The sequence below is a fragment of the Pseudomonas sp. YH-1 genome (assembly GCF_051990045.1).
In the GTDB taxonomy this organism is placed as follows: domain Bacteria; phylum Pseudomonadota; class Gammaproteobacteria; order Pseudomonadales; family Pseudomonadaceae; genus Pseudomonas; species Pseudomonas nicosulfuronedens.
On sequence record NZ_CP178184.1, the window covers coordinates 4,014,656 to 4,027,213 of the forward strand.

Below are 12,558 nucleotides of genomic sequence, written 5' to 3' on the forward strand. Positions count from 1 at the left end.
ACTACGCATGACCGCTTTATCCGCCGACCGCAAATTGTCGGCCTGGCTGCTCGCGCCCGGTCTGGGCTGGCTGGCCCTGTTCCTGCTGCTGCCGTGCCTGCTGGTGCTGGTCTACAGCTTCCTCGAGCGCGGTGCCTATGGCGGCATCGACTACGTGTTCACCTGGGAAAACTACCGCCGCGCGGTGGACCCGCTGTACCTCGATATCCTCCTGCGCTCGGCGAAGATCGCTGGCCTCGCCACGCTGTTCGCGGTGCTCATCGGTTACCCGGCAGCCTACGCCATCACCCGGACCACGCCGCGTCGGCAGGCCGTGTACCTGTTCCTGGTGATGCTGCCGTTCTGGAGCAACTACCTGATCCGCACCTACGCCTGGATCGTGCTGCTCAACCGCGAGGGCCTGCTCAACCGCCTGTTCAGCCTGCTGGGTTACGGCGGCGAGCCGATCAACATGCTCTACACCGACGCCACCGTGGTGCTGGGACTGGTCTACAACTACATCCCCTTCGTCATTCTCGCCATCTACAGCTCGCTGTCGCGCATCGACAACGAACTCTGGGAAGCCTCACGGGACCTCGGCGCCTCCGGCTGGACCACCTTCCGCCGGGTGATCCTGCCGCTCTCGGTTCCGGGCGTGGCCGCTGGCGCGGTGTTCGTCTTCGTGCTCTCCATCGGCAACTTCATCACCGCCGACCTGTTGGGCGGCAAGCAGGTGCAGATGGTTGGCAACCTGATCTATGCGCAGTTTCTCACTGCGCGGGACTGGCCGTTCGGCGCGGCGCTGAGCTTCTTCCTGATCGGCATCATGCTGCTGTTGCTGTTCATCCAGGCCATGGTCTCGCGCCGGGCCCAGGGCGCGGAGGGCGAACGCCATGCGTAACTCTTCGGGCATCGCCCTCGGCGCACACCTGTGGCTGGTGTATGCCTTCCTCTATGTGCCGATCCTGGTGCTGATCCTCCTGTCGTTCAACGCGAGCGGCCTGCCCACCGCGTGGGGCGGTGCGTCGCTGAAGTGGTACGGCAAACTGTTGGCCAACGCCTCGATCCAGCACGCGGCGCTGAACACCCTGATCGTCGCGCTGACTTCCACCTTCATCGCTTGCGTGCTCGGCACGCTGCTCGCCCTCGGTGTGGAGATGCGCGCACGCAACAGCGGCAAGAAAGGCAGCAACATTGCCGACACCCTGCTGATGGCGCCGATGATCATTCCCGACATCGTCCTGGCCATCGCGCTGCTGAGCTTCTTCAACCTGCTGAAGATGAGCCTGGGGCTGCACTCCATCATCCTCAGCCACGTGGTGTTCAACATCGCCTTCGTCTGCGCGGTGGTGCGCACCCGCCTCAAGCACTTCGACTACTCGATCCTCGAAGCTTCCATCGACCTGGGTGCCGGCTGGTTCACCACCGCGCGCCGCGTGCTGTTGCCGGCGATCTTCCCCGGCGTGCTGGCCGGCGGGCTGCTGGCGTTCACCCTGTCGGTGGACGAATTCATCATCGCCTTCTTCAACTCCGGCTCCGGCAGCGCCTCCACCACCTTGCCGATGCAGATCTACTCGATGATCCGCTTCGGCGTGACCCCGGAAATCAACGCCCTCGCGACCCTGGTGATGCTGGTCAGCTTCACCGCGCTGTTCGCCTCCCAACGTCTGAACAAGGTGCCCAAAGCCCATGACTAAGTCATCCGACCTGCTGGTGCTGGACCAGGTCAGCAAATCCTACGGTGAGGGCCTGACGGCGGTGGACCAGGTGTCCCTGGCGATCCGCGAGAACGAGTTCTTCGCGCTGCTCGGCCCCTCCGGCTGCGGCAAGACCACGCTGATGCGGATGATCGCCGGCTTCGAGACGCCCAGTTCCGGAGCGATCTATCTGGGTGGCCAGGACATCTCGCCGCTGCCGCCGAACAAGCGCCCGCTGAACCTGATGTTCCAGTCCTACGCGCTGTTCCCCAACATGACCGTGCGCGGCAACATCGCCTACGGCCTGGAGATGGAGAAGCTGCCGGCCGGTGAGATTCGCCAGCGCGTCGACGCGGTGCTGGAAACCGCGCAGCTCGGCCCGCTCGCCAATCGCCGGCCGGACCAGCTCTCCGGTGGCCAGCGCCAGCGCGTCGCCCTGGCCCGCGCACTGGTCAAACGCCCGCGCGTGCTGCTGCTGGACGAACCCCTCGGCGCGCTGGACAAGAAGCTGCGCGAGAAGATGCAGCTGGAGCTCAAGCGCCTGCAGCACGAGAGCGGCATCACTTTCATCATGGTCACCCACGACCAGGAAGAAGCCCTGGTCATGTCCGACCGCATGGTCGTGCTGCGTGACGGCAAGGTCTGCCAGTGCGGCAGCCCCAGCGAACTCTACGAGAACCCGGGCAGCCGCTTCGTCGCCGATTTCATCGGCGTCAGCAACCTGATCGAGGGCCGTCGCGTGGGCACCAACCGCCTGCAGGCCGGCGACCAGGTGCTGAACATCGAGACCACCGCCGAGGCGAGCCCCGAGAGCGTGACCCTGGCGCTGCGCCCGGAGCGCCTGCGCGTGCTCACCGACTCGACGCCGGCCACCGACAACCAGATCCAGGGCGAGGTGGCGGAAGTCGCCTACCACGGCCTGGACACCAACCTGCACGTGAACACGGCGCTGTCCAGCAAGCCGCTGATCGTCCGCGTGCCGTCCTCGGACTACGACTTCTTGCGCCTGGCCGCCGGCATGCCGGTGCGCCTGGGCTGGGATGCGCGGCACGGCCGCGTGCTGACTCACTGATTGCTTCAAGAACAAGACTTACAGGAGAGCACCATGAGTAGTGAACGCAAGGTCATCGCCTTCTTCCCCGAGGCCGCCTACGGCCCGGCCCTCAACTCCGTCGGCATCGCCCAGGCCTGCGAGGCGCTGGGGCACAAGGCGGTGTTTCTCACCGATCCGGGCATGACCGGGGTGTACTCGGCCTACGGCTTCGAGGAGCATTACGTGAACATGTCCGAGCCGATGCCGGCCGAGGAGATGGCGCGCTACTGGACCGACTTCATCAACGGCCACATTCCCAACTTCCGCAAGGCGCCGATCGATCAGCTCGACAACTACGTGAAGGAGTGCTGGAAGGCCATCGTCTCCACCTCCAAGTGGGCGCAGAAGGAGCTGCCGGCGATCCTCGACAAGATCAAGCCGGACCTGATCTGCGTGGACAACGTGATCCTCTTCCCGGCCATCAAGCACTACGGCAAGCCCTGGGTGCGGATCATCTCCTGCTCGGAGAACGAGGTGCACGACCCGGACATTCCGCCTTACCTGTCGGGCATGAGCGCGGACGATAAAGAGGGCCACGCGCGCTTCCAGAAGCGTTTCGAGGAAGTGATCGCGCCGATCCATGCCGACTTCAACGACTTCCTTGCCGAGTGTGGTGAGCGGCCGTATCCGCTGGGCACCTTCTTCGAAGAGTCGCCCTACATGAACCTGTTGCTGTACCCGGACCCGGTGAAGTTCCAGCGCCGCCACCCGCTGCCGGCGCGGCAATTCCACTACCTGCAGGGTTGCGTGCGCAGCGACAAGCCCTACGAGATTCCGCCGTTCAAGGCGCACAACGACAAGCCGCTGCTCTATGTCAGTTTCGGCAGCCTGGGCTCGGGCGACGTCGAGCTGCTCAAGCGCCTGGTCACCACCATCGGCAAGCTGCCGTACCGCGCGCTGTTCAATGTCGGCGAGCACGTGGAGAAGTACGACGACCTGCCGGACAACGTGATCGTCTCCAACTGGTACCCGCAGCCCTCGGTGATCGCCCAGGTCGACGGAGTGATCCACCACGGCGGCAACAACAGCTTCACCGAGTGCCTGTTCTTCGGTAAGCCGGCGATCGTCATGCCCTACGTCTGGGACGGCCACGACAACGCCATGCGTGCCCAGGAAAGCGGCCACGGCCTGCGCATGGACCGCTACGACTGGAGCGAAGAAGACCTGGCGCGCAACATCGCCCAGTTGCTGGGCGACCAGTTGATGCAGGAGCGCCTGGCGCGTACCAGCGACTACATGCGTTCGCGCAAGGGCCCGGAAGACGCCGCGCGCATCCTCGACCAACTGATGGGCGGCAAGGCGGTGAACCATGGCTGAATTCAAGGCCGACAGTAGCGCGCCGCACATCCGTGGCGCCCGCGACTACGACGACCTGGTGGACTGGGGCGTGCAGTCCGATGCGCTGGAGGGTGTGTCGCACTCCAGTGGACGCCTGCTGTTCAAGGGGCCGAACAACAGCCCCGAGACCGGCCTGTGGGTCTGTACCCCCGGCCGCTGGCGGCTGTCGATTCCGCGCGATGAGCTGTGCCACTTCGTTGCCGGGCGTGCCACCTATCGCTCCGACGAGGGCGAGGTGATCGAGGTCGAGCCCGACACCCTGGTGCTGTTCCCGGCCGGCTGGACCGGCGAGTGCACCGTGCACGCGACCCTGCGCAACCTCTACATGCTGGCCTGACCGGGAGGGCTCGTAGGGCGCATAACGCCTCAAGCGTTATCCGCCATCGACCTTGCGCCGGACCCATCGGCGGATAACCGCAAGCGGTTGTTCGCCCTACGCCTTATCCGGCCGCCCAAGCGGGTGGCCATTGCTGGAGAAATTCATGAAGACCCCCGTTATCTACCGCCCGCTGCAAGTCACCGAACTCAAGGACTGGGGCGTGATCCCGACCATGCTCGAGGGCGAGTCCCATGTCAGCGGCGTGGTCCTGCACAAGGGGCCCGAAGGCCAGTCCGAATGCGGCATCTGGCATTGCACGCCGGGCAAGTGGTTCTGCCACGTGACCAGCGACGAGTTCTGCCACTTCCTCGAAGGCCGCTGCACCTACGTGCACGAGTCCGGCGAGGTGATCGAGATCGAGCCGGACACCGCGGCCTTCTTCCCCAAGGACTGGAAGGGTGTGTGCACCGTGCACGAGACCATCAAGAAGGTCTACATGATCCGGTGATGCCATGAACCTGTCCTGCGAAACCACCCGTGCCGCGGCCCGCGAGACCTTTCTCGCCGGCAGTGGCCTGGCCGAAGCAGCGCTCGTCGCGCTGCCGGCCGATGCCTCGGCGCGCCGCTACTTCCGCCTGGACGGTAAAGCGCTGCTGCTGATGGACTCGCCACCCGGTGCCGAGCCGTTGGCGCCGTACCTGCGGGTGGCGCAATTGCTGCGCGATTGCGGGCTGTCGGCCCCCGGCGTGCTGGCTGCCGATCGCGAGCTGGGCCTGGCGCTGATCGAGGACTTCGGCGACGCCACCTACACCCGGTTGCTCGCCGCCGGCCACAGCGAGACGGAGCTATACCGCCTCGCCGTGGACGCCCTGGTACGCCTGCACCGTGCCGGCCCGCAAGCCGCCGAAGGCGTGCCAGCCTACGATGGGCAGAAGCTGGCGGACGAGGCGGCGTTGTTCATCGACTGGTACGCGCCGTTGCTGGTGGGCGACAAGGCCGCCGCGCAGATTCGCGAGCGCTACCTGGCGGAGTTCGCGGCGCTCTGGCGCGACGTCTCTATGCGCCGTGAAGTGCTGGTGCTGCGCGACTACCACGTCGACAACCTGATGCTGCTGGAGGGCAGGGCGGGGGTGGCGGCGTGCGGCCTGCTGGACTTCCAGGACGCACTGTTCGGCGCGCCGGCCTATGACCTCATGTCCCTGCTGGAAGACGCGCGCCGCGACATTCCCGAAACCTTGCGCGTGACGCTGCTCACCCATTACCTCAGCCAGCGCCCGGAAGTGGACGGCCGGCGTTTCATGGCCGATTTCCAGGTGCTCGCCGCGCAGCGTCACGCCAAGGTGCTGGGCATCTTTGTGCGCCTGGCCAGGCGCGACGGCAAGCACGGTTACCTCAAACACCTGCCGCGCGTGCTGCGGCTGTTCCAGCGTGCGCTCGACAACGAACACCTGCGTCCGCTGGCGGCGCTGCTCGACGCTCATCTACCGAACTGGCGCCAACCGCTGGAGAGCGATGTGATCGCCCAGCGCCTGGCTTCTTCCGAATCCCTGCGGAGCCTTCCATGACCGACTTTCACAGCGACGTGCCCCTGCGCTTCATCGGCCCCCACTATCAGGGCGCAGCGACGCAGCGCCTGCGCGACATCATCAACCCCGCCGATCTCACCCAGGTGGGTCGTATCGCCCTGTGTGACGCCGAGGACGTGGACGCCGCCATCGACGCGGCCAACGCGGCCCAGCGCGAGTGGAAACGTGTGGACGCGAAGTCCCGCGCCGCGATCCTGCACCAACTGGCCAATGCCATCGAAACCGACCAGGCCACCCAGCGCGAAGTGGCGCGGCTGATGACCCTGGAGATGGGCAAGCCGTTCCCCGAATCCATGGGCGAGCTGGCCAACTGCGCGCCGATCTTCCGTTACTACGCCGAGATGGCTCGCGACGAGGCCGGCAAGGTGGCCGGCACCACGCAGCTCGGCTCGTTCCAGCACGTACGCTACGAGCCCTATGGCGTCAGCGTGCACATCATGCCGTTCAACTTCCCCATCCTGCTGATGTGCTGGACCCTGGCTGCTTCGCTGGCCGCGGGCAACGCCTGTATCGTCAAGCCGGCGGAGAGCACGACGCTGTGCACGCTGAAATTCATGGAGCACTTCAAGGTGCTGCCGGCGGGGATGGTCAGCTGTGTGTCGGGCGATGCCAGCACCGCGCAGCGCCTGGTGCAGTCCGAGCGCACCCATGCCGTGGCCTTCACCGGTAGCGTCGCCGCCGGCAAGGCGGTGGCGGTGGCGTGCGCCGAGCGGATGAAGCCGGCGGTGATCGAGGCCGGCGGCAGCGACCCGATGATCATCTCCCGTCATGCGCCGCTGGAAGTCGCGGCGGCTGGCGCGGTGACCGCAGCCTTCCACCTGAGTGGGCAGATCTGCACCTCGGCCGAGCGTTTCTATGTGGTCGATGATGTGCACGACGAGTTCGTCGCGCGTTTCGCCGAGCGGACCCGCGCGCTGCGCATCGGCCACGGGCTGGAGCGTTCCGAGATCGGTCCGATGGTCAGCGAGGCCGCGCGCGCCAAGGTTATCCGTCTGGTGGACGACGCCATCGCCAAGGGCGCCACGCTGGTCTGCGGCGGGCGCATCCCGGAACAGTTCCCGGTGGGCTGGTACTACGAGCCGACCATCCTCACCGACGTCACCCCGGCCATGGCGATCTTCCACGAGGAGTGCTTCGGCCCGGTGGCGGCGATCTGCAAGGTGAAGGACTTCGACGAGGCCGTGCGCCTGGCCAACGACTCGCCCTTCGGTCTCGGCGCCTCGCTGTTCTCCACCGATCTTGCCGAAGCCATGGAAGCGGCGGACCGCCTGGAGGCGGGGATGGTCTGGGTGAACAACCCGCTGATCGACAACGATGCGCTGCCGTTTGGCGGCTGGAAAATGTCCGGCATGGGCCGCGAACTGGGCCGCCAGGGCCTGGATGCGTTCCGCCGCTCGAAGATGGTGATCATCGACCACCAGCCGCAGATCCACTCCTGGTGGTACCCGTACAGCGACGAGGTGTTCTACCAGGGCTGAGCTGATCCTCAGTGAGATCAGGCCGGGGCGCGGCCGAGCCTTTCCAGCAGCCGCGCCTTCACCTCAGGCCACTCGCTGTCGATGATGCTGAAGCGCACCGAGTTGCGCTTGCGCCCGTCGGGCATGATCCGTTCATGGCGGACGATGCCTTCCTGCACTGCACCCAGACGCAGGATGGCGGCGCGGGATTTCTCGTTCAGCTCGTCGGTGGTGAACTGCACGCGCACGCAGTCCATTTCCTCGAAGGCGTAGCTGAGCAGGAGGAACTTCGCCTCGGTGTTGATCGGTGTGCGCTGCGCCGACAGGGCGAGCCAGGTGTGGCCGATCTCCAGCTTGCGGTTGACGCGGTCGACCTTCCAGAAGCGGGTGCTGCCGACAATCCTGTCGGTGCGCCGGTCGAGGATGGCGAAGGGCAGGACGCTGCCTTCTTCCAGGCCCTTTGCAGCCTTGGCGAGGTAGGCCGCGACCGTGTCCGGGCCGGGTACCACGGTGACTTTCAGATTCCACAGTTCGCCATCGGCAGCGGCTTCGAGCAGGGCGTCGGCGTGCTCGGCACGCAGAGGGATGAGTTCGACGTGGTCGCCGATCAGGTGAGGGCAGGTGAGGGATAGCATGGCGCTGGGCTCTGGATAAGGCGAGCCACCAGCCTACCGGATGCGCTTCGTTTTTCGTAGGAGCGAGCTTGCTCGCGAACCTCCAGGACAGGGCGTCGGATCATTCGCGAGCAAGCTCGCTCCTACAGGTTTGGGGTACCCATAAACCGATAGCCTTGTAGGGCGGATAACCTGGAACGGGTTATCCGCCGGCGCTCGGCGGCGGATAACGCTGACGCGTTACACGCCTTACGAGAGCGTTTCAACCAACGAACCGATAACCCTTGCCGCGCACCGTCAGGATCAGCGGATGTGAGGGCGTTTCTCCCAGCTTGGCGCGCAGATGGGCGATGCGCACGTCCACCGAGCGGTCCAGCCCGTCGTAGGGAATGCCACGCAGGGCAAGGAGCAGCTCGTCGCGGCTCAACGTCTGGCCGGCGCGGCTTGCGAGGTGCCAGAGCAGGTCGAACTCGGCACCGGTGAGGTCGATGCGTTGGCCATCGCGGTGGACTTCGCGCTGCCGTGAGTCGAGCCGCAGCCCGGCGATCTGAAGGCACTCGGGCGCGATTTCCTGTGCTTCGCGGCGGCGCAATAACGTGCGCACGCGGGCTAACAGCAGGCTGGGGCGAACCGGCTTGCAGACGTAATCGTCCGCGCCGTTTTCCAGGCCGTCGATCTGTTCGGTGTCTTCGGAGCGGGCGCTGAGCATCAGGATGGCTCCGGCGTAGCCTGGGCGGATGCGCCGGCAGATGGACAGGCCGTCTTCGCCGGGCAGCATGCGGTCGAGGATCACCAGGTCCGGACGTTCATCCATTACCCGAGCGGCCGCACGTGCGCCGTCGGCTTCCACGCTGGCAGTGAGACCGTGGTGTTCGAGAAACTCGCGGGTGAGTGCGGCGAGGCGCAGGTCGTCCTCGACGATAAGGATGCGGGCGGCTGTCATGGTTACAGGAAGTGGAGGGCGCGAGGCGGCTTGTGACTGCCCCGCGCCAAGGCGCCTTATCAAAGGCAGACGCGCGCAATCGAACCGTCAATCGACAGTCGAGTACCGTAGGGTTCCGACAGCGCGGCGAAGCGCTGCAGGATCGCTTGTGCGTGGTCGCCTTCGGCCAGGCGCGGGCGGCCACGGCGGTGCACCGCCTCGCCCAGACCCAGGCTTACCGGGTGCAGTTCGATACCGGTGAGTCGGCGGCCGTCGAACTGGCACACCGGCACCAGGCTTTCCCAGAAGCGCGAGTCGGAGGGGAAGCTGCGGGTGTCGTTCTGCGTGCGTTGCAGGAATACCTTCGACGGCGTCTGGTTGCGGTCCACGCGGAACTGCTCGTAGCTGTCCGCCGGCAGGCGCTCCACCAGTTCGTTCTGGCCGATGAAGTTGCCCAGGCTGTAGAAGATCGGCTTGCCGTTGTAGATTTCCATGCCGCGCAGCAGGTGCGGGCCGTGGCCGACCACGATGTCGACGCCGGCGTCGATCATGCGCCGCGCCACCGGCTGGATGAACTCGGCGGCCGCTTCCAGGTTCCAGTCGCCGGTGGCGTCATGGCCCAGTTCGTGGGCGTGGATGCTCAGCACGACGATATCCGACATCGTCCGTGCCTCCTCGACCCAGCGCAGGATCTCGTCCATGTCCTTCTTGCGCGGCAGGGTGCGCAGGCGGGCGCTCTCGCCCTGGCGGAACAGCAGCGGGGTAAAGGGACCGAACACCGCCAGCGACGGGTCGGGGATCGGATGGGCGAAGCCCAGGTCCACTGCGCCCTGGTAGAGGCGGTCCAGGCCGAGGCTGGCGATGATGCCGCGCATGGCCTCCATCTGTGCGCCGTCAAGCTGGTGCACGGTGTCGTAGCGCAGCGGGTTCAGGCCGGGGCGGCCAGGCATGTCGCGGGTCTGCTCGCTGGCTTCCTGACCCTTGCCGAAAGTGGAGGTGCAGGCCAGCAGCGAGACGGTGCCGCCGGGCTTGGTGCAGTACACCGGGCGACGGGCTTCTTCCAGGTTGCGGCCGGTGCCGGCGAACAGCAGCTCGCGCTTTTCCAGCTGAGCGTGGGCGGCGTGCAGGCCGGCAATGCCGTAGTCCAGGCTGTGGTTGTTGGCCGTGGAGAACAGGTCGAAGCCGCCGTCCACCAGCTCATCGAGAATCCAGGATGGCGCGCCGAAGTGCGAGCCGCCGCTTTCCAGCACGGCGTCGCCCTGGAAATCGTTGGGCAGCACTTCCAGGTTGGTGAAGCTGACGTCGGCGCCGCGCAGCAGGTCGAACAGCGGGCGCAGGGTTTCGTCGTCGCGGCTGTTCAGGCGGCGTTGCAGGATGCTGTCGCCGGTCAACGCAATCTTCATGGTCCACCTCATCGTTGGGGAGTCGCTGATGGCGGCGGACTTTAGGGCAATGTGCGGCGGCGGTCGGCTGAATCCTGGGTATCGCAATAGCCGTCGGTTATCGCCCACGGGGAGTAACCCGGCGGCGCTTCCATTCTGGCTATGGGCATCACTTTTTTTCAGAAGTCAGCGTTGTGACAGCGCTCTTACCATGCGACCGCCTCCCGGCCCAAGAGCCGCGGAGCAGGGGTGGCACGGCTTGCCGTGACCAGCACGATCCAGGCGGAGAGCAGCATGAAAAGAACAATAACCGGCGCCGCAGGCTTCAAGCCGCACGCGCTGGCGCTGGCGACCAGCATGGCCCTTGGCGGGGCATCTTCGGCTCAGGCAGTGAGCTTCAACGTGGGGGAAATCGAGGGGCGCTTCGACTCGACGCTGTCCATCGGCGCGAGCTGGGCGATGGACAGTCCGGACAAGAAGTTTATCGGCTCCCGTAACGGCGGCACAGCTTCGAGCCAGACTTCCGATGACGGTCGCCTGAACTTCAAGAAGGGCGAGACCTTCTCCAAGATCTTCAAAGGTCTGCACGATCTGGAATTGAAGTACGGCGACAGCGGCCTGTTCCTGCGTGGCAAGTACTGGTACGACTTCGAACTGAAGGACGAGCACCGCCCGCTCTACGACATCGATGACAGCGGCCGCGATACCGCCGCCCAGTCCTCCGGCGCCGAGCTGCTCGACGCCTTCCTCTACCACAACTACAACATCCACGACCTGCCGGGCACCGTGCGCCTGGGTCGCCAGGTGGTGAGCTGGGGCGAGAGCACGTTCATCCAGAACGGTATCAACTCGATCAACCCGGCAGACGTTGCCGCGCTGCGCCGTCCCGGTTCCGAGGTGAAGGAAGCGCTGATCCCGGTGAGCATGCTGTATTTCAACCAGGGGCTCACCGACACCCTGTCCATGGAGGCCTTCTACCAGCTGGAGTGGGAGAAGACCGTGCCGGACAACTGCGGCACCTTCTTCGGCAGCGACGTGGCGGCCAAGGGCTGCGACATCAACATGGCGGTGAACGGCAGCGACTTCGATCGCGATATCGACGGCACTGGCATCAAGGGTGGCTACGGCTACGTGCCGCGCACCAAGGACCACGACGCCCGTGACGGCGGCCAGTTCGGCGTGGCGCTGCGCTGGATGGTCAACGACACCGAGTTCTCTGCTTACGCGATGAACTACCACAGCCGCACCCCCACCAGTAACTGGGTGGTGGGCAAGGGCGCGCTGGCCGACCCGGTGGGTGGCCTGATCGGGCAGGGCGGGCGCAGCACCGCCAGCTGGTATCTGGACTACCCCGAGGACATCCGCCTCTACGGCCTGGGCTTCAACACCACCTGGGGCAGCACGGCGGTGCAGGGCGAGATCAGCTACCGCCCGAACATGCCGCTGGGCATCAACTCCAGCGACGTTTCCGGCGCCGCCACCCTCGGTTCGGCCTCCACCAATGCCCTGGTCAATGCCGGCCTTCCGATCTTCGCCAGCGGCTGGGCGGATTCGAGCTACGGCTCGCTGATCCAGGGCTACAAGCGCATGCCCTATACCCAGGCGCAGATGACCTTCACCAACACCTTCGACCAGATTCCGGTGATCGCTGCCGAACGCCTGACCCTGGTCGGCGAGATCGGCTTCGGTCATATCGGCGACCTGGGCTCCACCGATGGTTCGGACCTGCGCTTCGGCCGCAGCAGCGTGTACGGCAACGGCGAACTGGCCAGCGCCGGTTCCTCGTCCCTGCTGGGCCTGTCGGGCAACGCGCTGTGCGAGAAGGTGGTCAACACCGCCAACCCCGGCCAGTGCAACGACAAGGGCTTCTACACCCAGAACTCCTGGGGTTACCGCCTGCGCGCCGGCCTTGAATACAACGACCTGATCGGCGGCATCTCGCTGCGTCCGAACCTGGCGTTCTCCCATGACGTGGAAGGCTACGGCCCGACCTTCAACGAAGGCGACAAGTCGGTGAGCGTCGGCGTCGATGCCGAGTACCTGAGCCGCTACACCGCCAGTATCAGTTACACCGACTACTTCGGCGGCGATTACAACGTCAACACCGACCGCGACTTCCTCGCCGTCAGCCTGGGCGTCAGCTTCTGATGCCTATCCGTCCCAGAGGTACA

12 protein-coding genes are annotated in these 12,558 nt (G+C 65.7%); 9 read left to right on the plus strand and 3 right to left on the minus strand.

All coding sequences use genetic code 11. From position 1 onward, the window contains the following. Window positions 1–7 precede the first annotated feature (7 nt). The 8 genes from ACKI1H_RS18540 (at window position 8) to ACKI1H_RS18575 (ending at window position 7,490) form a co-directional block, all read left to right on the plus strand. Window positions 8–880, plus strand: coding sequence for an ABC transporter permease (locus ACKI1H_RS18540; RefSeq protein ID WP_138525684.1), 873 nt, complete (start codon window positions 8–10; stop codon window positions 878–880). Then, window positions 873–1,676 (plus strand): ABC transporter permease, encoded by an 804-nt coding sequence (locus tag ACKI1H_RS18545; RefSeq protein ID WP_440465881.1) that lies wholly within the window; start codon window positions 873–875, stop codon window positions 1,674–1,676. The genes ACKI1H_RS18540 and ACKI1H_RS18545 overlap by 8 nt, the downstream gene beginning before the upstream one ends. Further along, window positions 1,669–2,748 carry an ABC transporter ATP-binding protein gene (locus tag ACKI1H_RS18550; RefSeq protein WP_440465882.1) on the plus strand — a complete coding sequence of 360 codons (1,080 nt, stop codon included), beginning with the start codon at window positions 1,669–1,671 and terminating at the stop codon, window positions 2,746–2,748. The genes ACKI1H_RS18545 and ACKI1H_RS18550 overlap by 8 nt, the downstream gene beginning before the upstream one ends. 33 nt (window positions 2,749–2,781) lie before the next feature. After that, a complete protein-coding gene (locus tag ACKI1H_RS18555; RefSeq protein ID WP_440465883.1) occupies window positions 2,782–4,086 on the plus strand; it encodes a nucleotide disphospho-sugar-binding domain-containing protein in 1,305 nt (434 codons plus the stop codon). After that, entirely contained in the window at window positions 4,079–4,444 is a 366-nt protein-coding gene (locus ACKI1H_RS18560) for a cupin domain-containing protein (protein ID WP_440465884.1), read from the plus strand. The genes ACKI1H_RS18555 and ACKI1H_RS18560 overlap by 8 nt, the downstream gene beginning before the upstream one ends. A 145-nt stretch (window positions 4,445–4,589) precedes the next feature. Next, window positions 4,590–4,934 (plus strand): cupin domain-containing protein, encoded by a 345-nt coding sequence (locus ACKI1H_RS18565; RefSeq protein WP_081518261.1) that lies wholly within the window; start codon window positions 4,590–4,592, stop codon window positions 4,932–4,934. Window positions 4,935–4,938: 4 nt separating this feature from the next. After that, complete coding sequence (locus ACKI1H_RS18570) at window positions 4,939–5,991, plus strand: aminoglycoside phosphotransferase family protein (protein WP_440465885.1); 1,053 nt, start codon at window positions 4,939–4,941, stop codon at window positions 5,989–5,991. Further along, a complete protein-coding gene (locus ACKI1H_RS18575) occupies window positions 5,988–7,490 on the plus strand; it encodes an aldehyde dehydrogenase family protein (RefSeq protein ID WP_440465886.1) in 1,503 nt (500 codons plus the stop codon). The genes ACKI1H_RS18570 and ACKI1H_RS18575 overlap by 4 nt, the downstream gene beginning before the upstream one ends. 17 nt (window positions 7,491–7,507) lie before the next feature. Here the strand turns inward: ACKI1H_RS18575 and ACKI1H_RS18580 are convergent, their stop codons facing one another. From ACKI1H_RS18580 to ACKI1H_RS18590, 3 genes are all read right to left on the minus strand, one after another. Next, window positions 7,508–8,104 carry a GNAT family N-acetyltransferase gene (locus tag ACKI1H_RS18580; RefSeq protein WP_440465887.1) on the minus strand — a complete coding sequence of 199 codons (597 nt, stop codon included), beginning with the start codon at window positions 8,102–8,104 and terminating at the stop codon, window positions 7,508–7,510. A 241-nt stretch (window positions 8,105–8,345) separates the two neighbouring features. After that, window positions 8,346–9,026: a winged helix-turn-helix domain-containing protein gene (locus ACKI1H_RS18585; protein WP_440465888.1), complete on the minus strand. Its 681-nt coding sequence runs from the start codon at window positions 9,024–9,026 to the stop codon at window positions 8,346–8,348. Window positions 9,027–9,085: 59 nt separating this feature from the next. Further along, the gene (locus ACKI1H_RS18590) at window positions 9,086–10,408 is read right to left on the minus strand and encodes a CapA family protein (protein ID WP_440465889.1); all 1,323 of its coding nucleotides are present in this window, start codon (window positions 10,406–10,408) and stop codon (window positions 9,086–9,088) included. Window positions 10,409–10,681: 273 nt separating this feature from the next. On the opposite strand from ACKI1H_RS18590, the gene ACKI1H_RS18595 reads away from it, so the two are divergent. Beyond that, window positions 10,682–12,535, plus strand: a complete 1,854-nt coding sequence (locus ACKI1H_RS18595; RefSeq protein ID WP_440465890.1) for a DUF1302 domain-containing protein — start codon at window positions 10,682–10,684, stop codon at window positions 12,533–12,535. The last annotated feature ends 23 nt before the right edge of the window (window positions 12,536–12,558 follow it).

Excerpts from the sequence above, each read along its gene's own strand:
- ACKI1H_RS18540 (WP_138525684.1), top strand. The coding sequence starts at position 8 with ATGACCGCTTTATCCGCCGACCGCAAATTGTCGGCCTGGCTGCTCGCG.
- ACKI1H_RS18545 (WP_440465881.1), top strand. The coding sequence starts at position 873 with ATGCGTAACTCTTCGGGCATCGCCCTCGGCGCACACCTGTGGCTGGTG.
- ACKI1H_RS18550 (WP_440465882.1), top strand. The coding sequence starts at position 1,669 with ATGACTAAGTCATCCGACCTGCTGGTGCTGGACCAGGTCAGCAAATCC.
- ACKI1H_RS18555 (WP_440465883.1), top strand. The coding sequence starts at position 2,782 with ATGAGTAGTGAACGCAAGGTCATCGCCTTCTTCCCCGAGGCCGCCTAC.
- ACKI1H_RS18560 (WP_440465884.1), top strand. The coding sequence starts at position 4,079 with ATGGCTGAATTCAAGGCCGACAGTAGCGCGCCGCACATCCGTGGCGCC.
- ACKI1H_RS18565 (WP_081518261.1), top strand. The coding sequence starts at position 4,590 with ATGAAGACCCCCGTTATCTACCGCCCGCTGCAAGTCACCGAACTCAAG.
- ACKI1H_RS18570 (WP_440465885.1), top strand. The coding sequence starts at position 4,939 with ATGAACCTGTCCTGCGAAACCACCCGTGCCGCGGCCCGCGAGACCTTT.
- ACKI1H_RS18575 (WP_440465886.1), top strand. The coding sequence starts at position 5,988 with ATGACCGACTTTCACAGCGACGTGCCCCTGCGCTTCATCGGCCCCCAC.
- ACKI1H_RS18580 (WP_440465887.1), bottom strand. The coding sequence starts at position 8,104 with ATGCTATCCCTCACCTGCCCTCACCTGATCGGCGACCACGTCGAACTC.
- ACKI1H_RS18585 (WP_440465888.1), bottom strand. The coding sequence starts at position 9,026 with ATGACAGCCGCCCGCATCCTTATCGTCGAGGACGACCTGCGCCTCGCC.
- ACKI1H_RS18590 (WP_440465889.1), bottom strand. The coding sequence starts at position 10,408 with ATGAAGATTGCGTTGACCGGCGACAGCATCCTGCAACGCCGCCTGAAC.
- ACKI1H_RS18595 (WP_440465890.1), top strand. The coding sequence starts at position 10,682 with ATGAAAAGAACAATAACCGGCGCCGCAGGCTTCAAGCCGCACGCGCTG.